At 73.4% G+C, this 12,682-nt stretch carries 9 protein-coding genes; 4 read left to right on the top strand and 5 right to left on the bottom strand.

What is annotated here, in order from left to right:
- Positions 1-71 precede the first annotated feature (71 nt).
- The 3 genes from ABD236_RS10355 to hutU all read right to left on the bottom strand — a co-directional run bounded on the left by ABD236_RS10355 (position 72) and on the right by hutU (position 4,521).
- Positions 72-1,409: a formimidoylglutamate deiminase gene (locus ABD236_RS10355; protein ID WP_344072709.1), complete on the bottom strand. Its 1,338-nt coding sequence runs from the start codon at positions 1,407-1,409 to the stop codon at positions 72-74.
- Positions 1,400-2,590, bottom strand: coding sequence for an allantoate amidohydrolase (locus ABD236_RS10350; RefSeq protein WP_344072727.1), 1,191 nt, complete (start codon positions 2,588-2,590; stop codon positions 1,400-1,402). Before ABD236_RS10350 ends, ABD236_RS10355 begins: the two co-directional genes overlap by 10 nt.
- Positions 2,591-2,859: 269 nt before the next feature.
- Complete coding sequence (hutU, locus tag ABD236_RS10345; protein WP_344072707.1) at positions 2,860-4,521, bottom strand: urocanate hydratase; 1,662 nt, start codon at positions 4,519-4,521, stop codon at positions 2,860-2,862.
- Positions 4,522-4,635: 114 nt separating this feature from the next.
- Here hutU and ABD236_RS10340 point away from each other — a divergent pair, with 114 nt between their 5' ends.
- The gene (locus ABD236_RS10340) at positions 4,636-5,949 is read left to right on the top strand and encodes a type III PLP-dependent enzyme domain-containing protein (protein WP_344072705.1); all 1,314 of its coding nucleotides are present in this window, start codon (positions 4,636-4,638) and stop codon (positions 5,947-5,949) included.
- A gap of 435 nt (positions 5,950-6,384) precedes the next feature.
- On the opposite strand, the gene ABD236_RS10335 is transcribed toward ABD236_RS10340, so the two are convergent.
- Positions 6,385-7,224 carry a MurR/RpiR family transcriptional regulator gene (locus ABD236_RS10335; RefSeq protein WP_344072703.1) on the bottom strand — a complete coding sequence of 280 codons (840 nt, stop codon included), beginning with the start codon at positions 7,222-7,224 and terminating at the stop codon, positions 6,385-6,387.
- 143 nt (positions 7,225-7,367) lie between these two features.
- Here ABD236_RS10335 and ABD236_RS10330 point away from each other — a divergent pair, with 143 nt between their 5' ends.
- On the top strand, positions 7,368-7,775 hold the full coding sequence (locus ABD236_RS10330) for a hypothetical protein (protein ID WP_344072701.1): 408 nt from the start codon (positions 7,368-7,370) through the stop codon (positions 7,773-7,775).
- Between the two features lie 321 nt (positions 7,776-8,096).
- On the opposite strand, the gene ABD236_RS10325 is transcribed toward ABD236_RS10330, so the two are convergent.
- Positions 8,097-9,089, bottom strand: coding sequence for an SGNH/GDSL hydrolase family protein (locus ABD236_RS10325; RefSeq protein ID WP_344072725.1), 993 nt, complete (start codon positions 9,087-9,089; stop codon positions 8,097-8,099).
- Positions 9,090-9,277: 188 nt separating this feature from the next.
- Here ABD236_RS10325 and ABD236_RS10320 point away from each other — a divergent pair, with 188 nt between their 5' ends.
- Positions 9,278-10,654 (top strand): cystathionine beta-synthase, encoded by a 1,377-nt coding sequence (locus ABD236_RS10320; protein WP_344072699.1) that lies wholly within the window; start codon positions 9,278-9,280, stop codon positions 10,652-10,654.
- 730 nt (positions 10,655-11,384) lie between these two features.
- Positions 11,385-12,605: an acetyl-CoA C-acetyltransferase gene (locus ABD236_RS10315; RefSeq protein WP_344072697.1), complete on the top strand. Its 1,221-nt coding sequence runs from the start codon at positions 11,385-11,387 to the stop codon at positions 12,603-12,605.
- Positions 12,606-12,682 lie beyond the last annotated feature (77 nt).

Genomic DNA, 12,682 nt, shown 5'->3' with positions numbered 1-12,682 from the left:
CGACCAGCCCCCACCGGCCCGCAGACGAACTCCACCCCTCGGAGAGTTTCGGGAAGGGGCGGGGTGGGGGGCTAATCCCGTAGGGACGTGATCGCCTCCGTCAGGGCCGCCCCAACGTCCGGCACCCCCACATGCACCCCGTCCCGCACCACCGCACGCCCCCCGACCACCACATCCCGCACATCCGCCGCCGACCCGGCGAACACCGCCGTCTCGGCGCCGAGACGCGGCACCGCACCCGCCGTGCGGGGCGACGACAGGTCCAGGGTCACCAGGTCGGCGAGCGCGCCCGGGGCGAGGCGGCCCGCGTCGGCCCAGCCCAGGGCCGCGTGACCGTCCGCCGAGGCCGCCCGCAGCAGCGCCGCCGCCGTCCAGTGCCCCCGCGTCCGCGTCCGCAGCCGCTCGTTCAGCTCCATCGCCCGCGCCTCCTCCAGGAGGTCGACCACCGCGTGGCTGTCGCTGCCCAGCGAGAGCGGGGAGCCGGCGCGCTGGAGGGCGACGGCCGGGCCGATGCCGTCGGCGAGGTCGCGTTCGGTGGTGGGGCACATACAGGTGCCCGTCCCCGACCCGCCGAGCAGCGCGATGTCCTCGTCGGTGAGGTGCGTGTTGTGCACGCCCGTCGTCCGCGCGCCCAGCACCCCGTGGTCCGCCAGCAGCCGCGTCGGCGTGCACCCGTGCGCGGCCAGACACGCCTCGTTCTCCGCGATCTGCTCGGAGAGGTGCACGTGCAGCGGCGCCTCCCGCTCCTCGGCCCACGCCGCGACGGTACGCAACTGGTCCGCCGGCACCGCCCGTACGGAGTGGATCGCCGCGCCGATCCGTACACCGTCGCGCGGCTTCAGCAGCGAGACCCGCTCGGCCCACGCCTGCGCGGTGCCGTCCGAGAACCGCAGCTGGTGCGCGTTGGGCGGCTCGCCGAAGCCGGCCGACAGATACGCCGTGTCCAGCAGCGTGATCCGGATCCCGGCGTCCGCGGCGGCCGCGATCAGCGCCTCGCCCATCGCGTTCGGGTCGGCGTACGGCGTACCGCCCGGCGCGTGGTGGAGGTAGTGGAACTCGCCCACCGCCGTGATCCCGGCCAGCGCCATCTCCGCGTACACCGCCCGCGCCAGCGCGTGGTACGACTCGGGGGTGAGCCGCGCGGCGACCGCGTACATCGTCTCGCGCCAGGTCCAGAACGTGCCCGAGCCCACCTGGACCGTGCCGCGCAGGGCCCGGTGGAAGGCGTGCGAGTGGGCGTTGGCCAGGCCCGGCAGGGTGAGGCCGCGCAGGGCGAGGGCGCCGGGCGGCGGCGCCTCGACTCCTGCGCGGACGGCGGTGATCCGCCCGTCCGCGACCTCCACCAGGACGCCCGGTTCGACCTCGGGGTCGAGCCAGGCGTGCTCCAGCCAGTACGACGTCACCTGCACGCCAGGCCCTCCAGTACGTCGGCGAGTGCGAGCACCCCGGCCACACAGTCGTCCTCGCCGGCGAACTCGGCCGGGGAGTGCGAGACGCCGGTGGGGTTGCGCACGAACAGCATGGCGGTCGGGACCGTCCCCGAGAGGATCCCGGCGTCGTGTCCGGCGCCGGTGCCGAGGACGGGCGTGTGCCCGCCGAGGATCTTCGCCAGCTCGTCGCGCAGGGCGTGCTCGAACTCGACGACGGGCGTGAACGACTCCCGTACGACGGTCAGGTCCACGCCGTCCCGCTCGGCGCGCTCGCGGGCCGCCCGCTCGACCGCCGTGACGACGGTGTCCAGGGTCGTCTGGTCGGCGGCGCGCGAGTCCAGCCAGCCGCGCACCAGCGACGGGATGGCGTTGACGCCGTTCGGCTCGCAGGAGATCTTGCCGAAGGTGGCGACCGCGCCCGCCAGCTGGGCCTCGCGGCGGGCGGCGAGGACCGTCTCGGCATAGGTGAGCATCGGGTCGCGCCGGTCCACCAGGCGGGTGGTGCCCGCGTGGTTGGCCTCGCCCGCGAAGTCGAACCGCCAGCGGCCGTGCGGCCAGATGGCCGAGGCGATGCCGACGGCGTCGCCGCTGAGGTCCAGGGCGCGGCCCTGTTCCACGTGCAGCTCGACGAACGCGCCGATGCGGGCGAGGCGTTCGGGGTCGGGGCCGATGGCGTCCGGGTCGTAGCCCGCGGCCTCCATCGCCTGCGGGAGGCTGATCCCGTCGCCGTCGCGCAGCCGGTGCGCGGCCTCGACGGTCAGCTGCCCGGCGGCGAGCCGGGAGCCGACGCAGGCGAGGCCGAACCTGGCGCCTTCCTCGTCGCCGAAGTTGACGAGGGCGAGGGGGCGGGTGGGGACGGCGCCGCGCCTGCGCAGTTCGTCCAGGGCGGCGAACGCCGAGACGACGCCCAGGGGGCCGTCGAAGGCGCCGCCGTCCGGTACGGAGTCCAGGTGCGAGCCCGTGACGACGGCGTCCCCGGCGGTGGGGTCACCGGCCCAGGCCCACTGGTTGCCGTTCCGGTCGACCTCGTAGGTCAGCCCGCGGGCTTCGGCCTGCGCCCGGAACCACGCCCGGCACTCGGCGTCGGCGGGCGTCCAGGCGAAGCGGCGGTAGCCACGGGTGCGGGTGTCCCGGCCGACGGGGGCGAGGTCGCGCCACATCTCGTGGAACGAGGGAGCCTCCCCCACCCCGCCCCTTCCCGAAACGCTCCGCGGGTGGGGGTGGGTGGGGGCAGTGGTGGGCTTACCCGGGGGCTGCGCCCCCGGACCCCCGAGCGGGGCCTGCGGCCCCTGCACCCCGCCACGGGGCGGCGCCCCGGACCCTTGCTCCGCTGTGGGCAGTCGTTCCGCTGGGGCGGAACGGGTGGGCACAGCGGAACCCGCGGTCGGCGTACCGCCCTCGCCGCCCACCGGACCTGCGCCGCTTCCCGTCACGCGTCACCCTCCCGCATCGGGACCCGCACGCCCCGCTCGTCCGCGACCGACTCCGCGATGTCGTACCCCGCGTCCACGTGCCGGATCACACCCATCCCGGGGTCGTTCGTCAGGACGCGGCGGATCTTCTCGCCCGCCAGCGCCGTGCCGTCGGCGACCGTGACCTGGCCCGCGTGGATGGAGCGGCCCATGCCGACGCCGCCGCCGTGGTGCAGGGAGACCCAGGACGCGCCGGAGGCGACGTTGACCATGGCGTTCAGGAGCGGCCAGTCCGCGATCGCGTCCGAGCCGTCGAGCATCGCCTCGGTCTCGCGGTACGGGGACGCCACCGAGCCGCAGTCCAGGTGGTCGCGGCCGATCGCCAGCGGGGCCGCCAGCTCGCCCGACGCCACCATGTCGTTGAAGCGCTCACCGGCCCGGTCCCGCTCGCCGTAGCCGAGCCAGCAGATACGCGCGGGCAGGCCCTGGAAGTGGACGCGCTCGCCCGCCATCTTGATCCAGCGGTGCAGCGACTCGTTCTCCGGGAAGAGGTCGAGGATCGCCTTGTCCGTCTTGTGGATGTCCGAGGCCTCACCCGACAGCGCCGCCCAGCGGAACGGGCCCTTGCCCTCGCAGAAGAGCGGGCGGATGTACGCGGGGACGAAGCCGGGGAAGGCGAACGCCCGGTCGTACCCGGCCAGCTGGGCCTCGCCGCGGATCGAGTTGCCGTAGTCGAAGACCTCGGCGCCCGCGTCCATGAACCCGACCATCGCCTCGACGTGCCTGGCCATGGACTCCCGGGCGCGGGTGGTGAAGCCCGCGGGGTCCTTCGCCGCGTACGAGGCCATGTCGTCGAAGTCGACGCCGACCGGCAGGTACGCCAGCGGGTCGTGCGCCGAGGTCTGGTCGGTCACGATGTCGATCGGCGCGCCCTCGGCCAGCATCTGCGGCAGCAGCTCCGCCGCGTTGCCGAGCAGGCCGATGGAGAGCGGGCGGCGGGCGTCGCGCGCCTCGATGGCCAGCTCGAGGGCGTGCCGCAGGTTGTCGGCCCTGACGTCGAGGTAGCGGTGCTCGATCCGGCGCTCGATGGCGCGCGGGTCGACGTCGATACAGATCGCGACGCCGTCGTTCATGGTCACGGCGAGCGGCTGGGCGCCGCCCATGCCGCCGAGGCCCGCGGTGAGCGTGATCGTCCCGGCCAGGGTGCCGTTGAACTTCTTCGCGGCGACGGCGGAGAACGTCTCGTACGTGCCCTGGAGGATGCCCTGGGTGCCGATGTAGATCCAGGAACCGGCGGTCATCTGCCCGTACATGGTCAGCCCGAGGGCCTCCAGACGGCGGAACTCCTCCCAGTTCGCCCAGTCGCCCACCAGGTTGGAGTTGGCGATCAGGACGCGCGGGGCCCACTCGTGGGTCTGCATCACACCGACCGGACGGCCGGACTGGACCAGCATGGTCTCGTCCTGCTTCAGCGTCCGCAGCGTACGCACCATCGCGTCGAAGGAGCGCCAGTCGCGCGCGGCCTTGCCGGTGCCGCCGTAGACGACGAGCTTGTCGGGGTGCTCCGCGACCTCGGGGTCGAGGTTGTTCTGGAGCATGCGCAGGGCGGCTTCCTGCTGCCATCCCAGGGCGCTCAGTTCCGTACCGCGCGGTGCCCGTACGGGGCGGGGTCCTGACATGGCGAGGCCTCCTCACGACGTGACTCAGATATTCACATCCTGTCTCCCTGAATAGAACTAGTCAATACATCGGTACGTCTGCGCGCCGCCGCACCCGGTGCTTGGCTGGATCCCATGGACGGCACAGAGGCGGCCGCGCGCCGCGACCAGGCGGTGCGGGCGGCCGTGGAACAGGGGCTCGTCGGCCCGGACGCCCCGCTCGCCGCCCTCCTCGACGTCACCGGCATCCGGGCCTCCGCTGCCGCGCTGACCTCGGCCTTCGCCGCCGTGACCGACGCGCCCGTGCTCCATGCCTTCGCCGTCAAGGCGTGTCCGCTGGTGCCCGTGCTGCGCCTGCTGGCGGGCGAGGGGCTGGGCGCGGAGGTCGCCAGCCCCGGTGAGCTGGCACTGGCCCGCGCCGCCGGGATCGGCCCGGAGCGCACGGTCCTGGACTCGCCCGCCAAGACCCCCGCCGAACTGCGCGAGGCCCTCGCCCTGGGCGTCGCCGTCAACGCCGACAACCCCCAGGAGCTGGCCCGCCTGGACGCGCTCGTCGCCGCCTCCGCGACCGCTTCACCCCTCGGCCTGCGGGTGAACCCGCAGCTGGGCGCGGGGTCCATCAGTGCGCTCTCGACGGCGACGGCCACCTCGAAGTTCGGGGTGGGGCTGCGGGACGAGGGGGCGCGCGAGTGGGTCGTGGCGGCGTACGCGGCCCGCCCCTGGCTCACCCGGCTGCACACCCACACGGGCTCCCAGGGGGTGCCGCTGACGCTGATGGCCGAGGGGGTGCGGGCCGCGTACGAGCTGGCCGAGGAGGTCAACGCGCGGGTGGGCCGCCGCCGGATCGACACGGTCGACCTCGGCGGCGGGCTGCCGGTGAACTTCGCCTCGGACGAGACGAGCCCCACGTACCAGGAGTACGCGCGGCTGCTGCGCACGGAGGTGCCCGGGCTGTTCGACGGGTCGTACGCGCTGGTGACCGAGTTCGGGCGCTCGCTGCTCGCCAAGCACGGGACGGTGCTGGCGCGGGTGGAGTACGCCAAGACGGCCGGGGGCCGTCCGATAGCGGTCACCCACGCGGGGGTCCAGGTGGCGGCCCGTACGGTGTACGCGCCGGCGTCCTGGCCCTTGCGGATCGCGGCGTACGACTCCTCGGGGCGCCCCAAGTCCGGCCCGCCCGTCCTCCAGGACGTGGCCGGCCCGGCCTGCTTCGCGGGCGACCTGCTGGCCCAGGCGCGGCTGCTGCCGCGGCTGGATCAGGGGGATTACGCGGCGGTGCTGGACACCGGGGCGTACGGCTTCGCCCACCACTACGCGTACAACAGCCTTGCCCGGCCGGGTGTCTACGGCTTCACCGTGTCCCGGTCCGGCACCCACTTCGCGGTGGTCCGCGCGCCGCAGACGATCGAGGAGATCGTGGCGGAATCGGGCGGCAACGCGACGCTGTGACGCCCGGTCTTTGTCTGCGGCTGAGTGGATGGTTGCTCGCGCAGTTCCCCGCGCCCCTGACCCCGCTTTCGTCTGCGGACCGTGACCGCTTCTCGCGCAGTTCCCCGCGCCCCTGGAAACCCTCGGTCGTGTGCGGACCGTGGATGGCTGGTCGCGCAGTTCCCCGCGCCCCTAGGGGGTGCGCCGCAGCCGGGGAATCCCGCTCAGCCACGGATCTTTTAGGGGCGCGGGGAACTGCGCGAGCAACCGGCCACGGCCCGCAGACGAAAGCGGGTTTTCAGGGCCGCCAGAACAGGCCGTCCTACCCAGGGGCGCGGGGAACTGCGCGATCAGCCCACCACTCACCCGCACACGAAGGCCGGGCCGAACAGGGGCGCGGGGAACTGCGCGAGCAGCCGGTCACCGGCCCGCAGGCGAAGGCCGGGCGTCGTGGGGCTACTCCACGAACAGGGCCCGCGCCGCGGCCCCCGCGTCGAACTCCTCCAGCCGCGCCTGCGCGTCCGGCAACGCGTCGCACATGGCCTCCAGCAGCACCCGCCCCAGCAGCATCGGCGCGCACGCCGTGTCGAAGGCGAGGCCCGTGCCGACAGCCGCCGGGATCAGCAGGTCACTGTGGCGCGCCACCGGCGCGAACGCGGAGTCGGCGACCGTGACGACGGTCAGCCCCCGCCCCCGCGCGTACGCCAGCGCGTCCACCACCTCCCGGGGATGCCGCGGCAGCGCGAAGCACAGCAGCGCCGACGCCCCCGCCCGCGACGCCGCGTCGATCCGGTCGGCCAGCATCGTGCCGCCCTCGTCGAGCAGCCGTACGTCCGGGTGGACCTTCGCCGCGAAGTAGGCGAAGCCGCGCGCCTGCGAGGAGGCCGCCCGCAGGCCGAGGACCGGCAGCGGACGGGACCCGGCGAGCAGCCGGCCGGCCTCCTCCACCGGCGCCGGATCCGCCAGCAGCCCCGCCAGGTGCCGCAGGTTCTCGATCTCGGCCTGCACGGCCTGCTGGTACTCGTTGTACTCGTCCTCGCCCTCCTTGGGCGCGGACTCGGGCACCACCTCGCGCAGATGGCGGCGGAGCGCCGGGTAGCCGTCGAAGCCCAGCGCGACCGCGAAGCGCGTCACCGACGGCTGGCTCACCCCGGCCAGCTCCGCCAGCTCCACACTGGACAGGAACGGCACGTCGGCGGCCCTGCGCACCATCGAGTGGGCGATGCGCCGCTGGGTCGGTGTCAGCCGGCGCCCCTCGAAGAGCTGTTGCAGCCGCGCGGCAGGGCTGTCGCTCATGCCGTCCCCCTTCCTCACGCCCGTGACTCCCGCACACCCACGATATTCAGTCGCCCAGCACTCTGCATGACCATATGCAGACGGGCAAGTACGGGGGCTACCCCCACTGTGCCCGCGCCGCCTTCTCCGTACCGTAAGGAAGCATGGAAGCCCGCGACGCCGAACTGCGCAAAGAACTGGACGCCACCCTGCAGGCCCGCAGGGAGCTCGGCGAGGAGTACGAGCCCGCGCTCGTCGACTCGTTCCTGGAGAAGGTCGAGCAGCGGCTCGACCCGGCGATCGACCGCCGGGTGCGGCGCCAGCTCGCCGAGCAGCAGATGGTGGTGGCGCGCGGCGGCCGCCCGGCCGGCCAGCACCCGGACCTCGGCTTCGCGGAGCGCTTCGGGTTTGGCATGATCTCGCTGGTCCTGGCCATCCCGCTGTCCGCGATCGGCGCCGTGAACGCGGGGCTGAACGGCCTCTTCGTCACCTGGGCGGGCATCTTCGGAGTGAACGCCGTGCACGCCGCCCGCCCGTGGCCGTGGCCGCGCCGCCGGGGCGACGACGACTGAGGCGAGACGGCTGAGGAGGGCTGAGAAGAGTGGGCGCGGGGACCGCCGCACCCCCGGTCTCCCGGGGGGCGGGACGACGGCGGTCCCCGCGCGGGACACGGTCCCGGGTCAGGGCCGGTCGCCGCGTCCTGGGCGTCCGAGAAGTCCGGGAGCCGCTCCGGAGGTCCTTGACGCCGCTGGTGGTGCCGGCCGGGTTCCCCCCTGCCGACGAACACCACTGTGCCGCAGCAGTGTTAAGCGCGTGCTGCGCGGACATGTCGCGCTCGTACCGTTTCCACGACGGATATGACGGCCCGGCAACCGGCGTGCGCCGTAGGGGACTCAGGGGTGCGCGGGGTGCGCCGGGTGCGCGGTCGACGGCTCGGTCGCGGTCAGCCGCCGCCTGCGGCGGTGCTTGAGCAGCGCCCAGGGCGCGCGGGCCCCGCTGACCTCGGTGCCGGGCTCGGCGGCGGCCTCCGCCGCGGCCTTGGCGACCGGCAGGATGTCCTCGTCGCGGTCCGCGTCGAGCAGATCGGCGTCCGGCCACAGCCCCAGCGACGCGCAGAGCGTCGGCAGGACGGCCATCGCGGCCGTCGCGTACCCCTCCGCCGAGGGGTGGTAGTTGTCCGGCCCGAACAGCTCGCGCGGGTTCGCCTCGAACTCGGGGCCGAGCAGATGGCCGAGGGAGACCGTCCGCCCGCCCTGCTCGACCACCACGATCGTCTGGGCCGCCGCGAGCTGGCGCGAGACGCGCCGGGCCAGCCAGCGCAGCGGCTGGTAGACCGGCTCGACCGAGCCGAGGTCGGGGCAGGTGCCGACGACCACCTCGGCGCCCGCCGTCCGCAGCCGCCGCACCGCGCCCGCCAGATGGCGCACCGACGCCGCCGGGTGCATCCGGTGGGTGACGTCATTGGCGCCGATCATGATCACGCAGACGTCCGGGATACGGGCCGGGTCGGCCAGCATCAGCGAGACCTGGCGGTCCAGGTCGTCCGACTGGGCGCCCGGCTGCGCCACGTTCCGCAGCGTGACCATCTGCTCCGCCACCGCCGCGAGCCCCGAGGCGAGCAGCGCGCCCGGGGTCTGCCCGGCCCGCCGCACGCCCTGGCCGGCGGCCGTGGAGTCACCCAGTATGCCCAGCCGCAGCGGCGGCGTGCCGTTGGCGAAGGCCACCCCGTACAGACCGTCGGCGCTCGGCGGGTGCGGGGCGGAGCCGCCGCCCACCGACCGTCTGGCCAGTGCCGCCTCCGCGAGCAGCACCCCCACCGCGGCGGTGGCGAGCAGCCCGATCCCGCCCCCGCCGAACGCCGCGCCCGCCGCGATCCGGCGGGCCACCCTCGCCCGTGACCCCGCCGACACCCCGGCCGACACGGTCGACACACTCCCAGCCACCGCCACCTCCTTGGAGCCGTACATCAGCTACCTGCCCGGTGACGGGTGTCGCTCAATCCCGCGGTGAGGTGAACGGGCGGTCGCTGTGCGCATACGCTGGCGGCACCATCACGGAGACCCCGGAGACAACGGTGCAATTCCACGACTCGATGATCAGCCTCGTCGGCAATACCCCGCTGGTGAAGCTCAACAGTGTGACCGCGGGCATCCAGGCGACCGTCCTGGCCAAGGTCGAGTACTTCAACCCCGGCGGCTCGGTCAAGGACCGGATCGCCGTGCGCATGATCGAAGCGGCGGAGCAGAGCGGCGCGCTCAAGCCCGGCGGCACCATCGTGGAGCCCACCTCGGGCAACACGGGTGTCGGTCTCGCGATCGTGGCCCAGCAGAAGGGCTACAAGTGCATCTTCGTCTGCCCGGACAAGGTGTCGCTCGACAAGATCAACGTCCTGCGGGCGTACGGGGCCGAGGTCGTCGTCTGCCCGACGGCGGTCGACCCGGAGCACCCGGACTCGTACTACAACGTCTCGGACCGCCTGGTGCGCGAGACGCCCGGCGCCTGGAAGCCGGACCAGTACAGCAACCCGAACAACCCGCGCTCGCACTACGAGACCACCGGTCCCGAGCTGTGGGAGCAGACCGACGGGAAGATCACGCACTTCGTGGCGGGCGTCGGCACCGGCGGCACGATCTCCGGCACCGGCAAGTACCTCAAGGAGGTCTCCGGCGGGTCCGTACGGGTCGTCGGCGCGGACCCCGAGGGCTCGGTCTACAGCGGCGGCTCGGGCCGTCCGTACCTGGTCGAGGGCGTGGGCGAGGACTTCTGGCCCACGGCGTACGACCGTCAGGTCACGGACGAGATCGTCGCGGTCTCGGACAAGGACTCGTTCCAGATGACCCGCCGCCTCGCCAAGGAGGAGGGCCTGCTGGTCGGCGGCTCCTGCGGGATGGCCGTGGTGGCGGCGCTGCGGGTGGCCGAGGGCCTGGGCCCGGACGACGTGGTCGTCGTCCTGCTCCCCGACTCCGGCCGCGGCTACCTCTCCAAGATCTTCTCGGACGAGTGGATGGCCGGGCACGGCTTCCTGGAGGAGGCGGGCCCGTCCGCCCGCATCGGCGACGTCCTCGCGGACAAGCAGGGCGGCATGCCGTCCCTGGTCCACATGCACCCCGAGGAGACGGTCGGGGAGGCGATCGAGGTGCTGCGCGAGTACGGCGTGTCGCAGATGCCGATCGTCAAGCCGGGGGCGGGGCACCCGGACGTCATGGCCGCCGAGGTCATCGGCTCGGTGGTGGAGAAGGAGCTGCTCGCGGCCCTCTTCGCGCAGCGCGCCTCGCTCTCCGACCCGCTGGAGAAGCACATGAGCGCGCCGCTGCCGCAGGTCGGCTCGGGCGAGCCGGTCAGTGAGCTGATGTCGGTCCTGGGCGAGGCGGACGCGGCGATCGTCCTGGTCGAGGGCAAGCCGACGGGCGTGGTCAGCCGCCAGGACCTCCTGGCGTTCCTGGCGAAGTAGCCGCCGCCCCGCTGTGCCCCTGGGGCGCGCCCCCCGCCGGTCCGTGGACGGCCGGGGGGCGCGCCCTGCTTTGTGCCCGGCCTTTGCCTGCGGCTGAGTGGCGGGTTGCCCGCGCCCCTGCTTGCGCCCGGCCTTTGTCTGCGGCTGAGTGGGTGGTTGCTCGCGCAGTTCCCCGCGCCCCTGATCCGCCCGGCCCTTGTCTGCGGGCCGGTGGTGGGTTGCCCGCGCAGTTCCCCGCGCCCCTGATCCGCCCGGCCTTCGTCTGCGGGTAAGTGGGTGGTTGCTCGCGCAGTTCCCCGCGCCCCTGAAAACCCTCGGTCGTCTGCGGGCCGTGGCCGCTTCTCGCGCAGTTCCCCGCGCCCCCAAACCCGCCTTCGTCTGCCAGCCGTGGTCGCTTCTCGCGCAGTTCCCCGCGCCCCTAAAAGCGCCTGTGGCTGAGCTGAGGGGTCCGGCTGCGGGCGACCCCCTAGGGGCGCGGGGAACTGCGCGACCAGCCGCCCACGGTCCGCAGACGAAGGCCGCTCGCCAGAGAGCTTTCGGGAAGGGGCGGGGTGGGGGCAACTGCGCCAGCAACCCACCACGCAGCCGCAGACAAAGGCCGGGCCACAGCCACCGCGCTGAGCAACCGCTTAGAAAAGAGGCCCGCATCACACGCGCCGCCCGATGACCAATTCCGTACGTACGGGTAACTTCCCAGAGAGCCCGCCCGCTTAAAGCCTCTGGAGCCCTGATGCCCGAAGCCGTGATCGTCTCGACCGCCCGCTCCCCCATCGGCCGCGCCTTCAAGGGCTCGCTCAAGGATCTGCGGCCGGACGACCTCACCGCCACGATCATCCAGGCCGCGCTCGCCAAGATCCCCGAGCTCGACCCCCGCGACATCGACGACCTGATGCTCGGCTGCGGCCTCCCCGGCGGCGAGCAGGGCCACAACCTGGGCCGGATCGTGGCCGTGCAGATGGGCATGGACCACCTGCCGGGCTGCACCATCACCCGGTACTGTTCCTCCTCCCTCCAGACCTCCCGCATGGCGCTGCACGCCATCAAGGCGGGCGAGGGCGACGTCTTCATCTCGGCCGGTGTCGAGATGGTGTCCCGTTCGGTCAAGGGCAGCTCCGACGGGATGCCCGACACCCACAACCCCCTCTTCGCCGACGCCGAGGCCCGTACCGCCGCCGTCGCGGAGTCCTCCGGCGCCTCCTGGCACGACCCGCGCGAGGACGGCCTGATCCCCGACGCGTACATCTCGATGGGCCAGACCGCCGAGAACCTGGCCCGCGCCAAGGGCGTCACCCGCCAGGACATGGACGAGTTCGGCGTACGGTCGCAGAACCTCGCCGAGGAAGCCATCAAGAACGGCTTCTGGGAGCGCGAGATCACCCCGGTCACCACCCCCGACGGCACGGTCGTCAGCAAGGACGACGGGCCGCGCGCGGGCGTCACCCTGGAGGGCGTGCAGGGCCTCAAGCCCGTCTTCCGCCCCGACGGCCTGGTCACCGCCGGCAACTGCTGCCCGCTCAACGACGGCGCCGCAGCCCTCGTCATCATGAGCGACACCAAGGCCCGGGAGCTGGGGCTGACCCCGCTGGCGCGGATCGTCTCGACCGGTGTCACCGGCCTGTCCCCCGAGATCATGGGCCTCGGCCCGGTCGAGGCGAGCAAGCAGGCGCTGAAGCGGGCCGGCCTGACCGTCGGCGACATCGACCTGTTCGAGATCAACGAGGCGTTCGCCGCCCAGGTGATCCCGAGCTACCGCGACCTGGAGATCCCGCTCGACAAGCTGAACGTCAACGGCGGCGCCATCGCGGTCGGCCACCCCTTCGGCATGACCGGCGCCCGGATCACCGGCACGCTGATCAACTCCCTCCAGTTCCACGACAAGCAGTTCGGTCTGGAGACGATGTGCGTGGGCGGCGGCCAGGGCATGGCCATGGTCATCGAGCGCCTGAGCTGACGAGGGCCTACGCTGCGGCAGGGGGCAGGGGCGGCGCCCGGACGGGGTGACACCTTTCAGCACCGCCTCAACCCCAC

Source organism: Streptomyces crystallinus, from assembly GCF_039521265.1.
Lineage (GTDB): Bacteria > Actinomycetota > Actinomycetes > Streptomycetales > Streptomycetaceae > Streptomyces > Streptomyces crystallinus.
The sequence above is the reverse complement of the archived record's forward strand: the minus strand, read 5'-3'. Positions and strand labels throughout refer to the sequence as shown.

Bases quoted from the DNA above. Each gene is read 5' to 3' on its own strand.
- ABD236_RS10315 (WP_344072697.1), top strand. From the start codon at position 11,385: ATGCCCGAAGCCGTGATCGTCTCGACCGCCCGCTCCCCCATCGGCCGC.
- ABD236_RS10340 (WP_344072705.1), top strand. From the start codon at position 4,636: ATGGACGGCACAGAGGCGGCCGCGCGCCGCGACCAGGCGGTGCGGGCG.
- ABD236_RS10330 (WP_344072701.1), top strand. From the start codon at position 7,368: ATGGAAGCCCGCGACGCCGAACTGCGCAAAGAACTGGACGCCACCCTG.
- ABD236_RS10350 (WP_344072727.1), bottom strand. From the start codon at position 2,590: ATGTGGCGCGACCTCGCCCCCGTCGGCCGGGACACCCGCACCCGTGGC.
- ABD236_RS10335 (WP_344072703.1), bottom strand. From the start codon at position 7,224: ATGAGCGACAGCCCTGCCGCGCGGCTGCAACAGCTCTTCGAGGGGCGC.
- hutU (WP_344072707.1), bottom strand. From the start codon at position 4,521: ATGTCAGGACCCCGCCCCGTACGGGCACCGCGCGGTACGGAACTGAGC.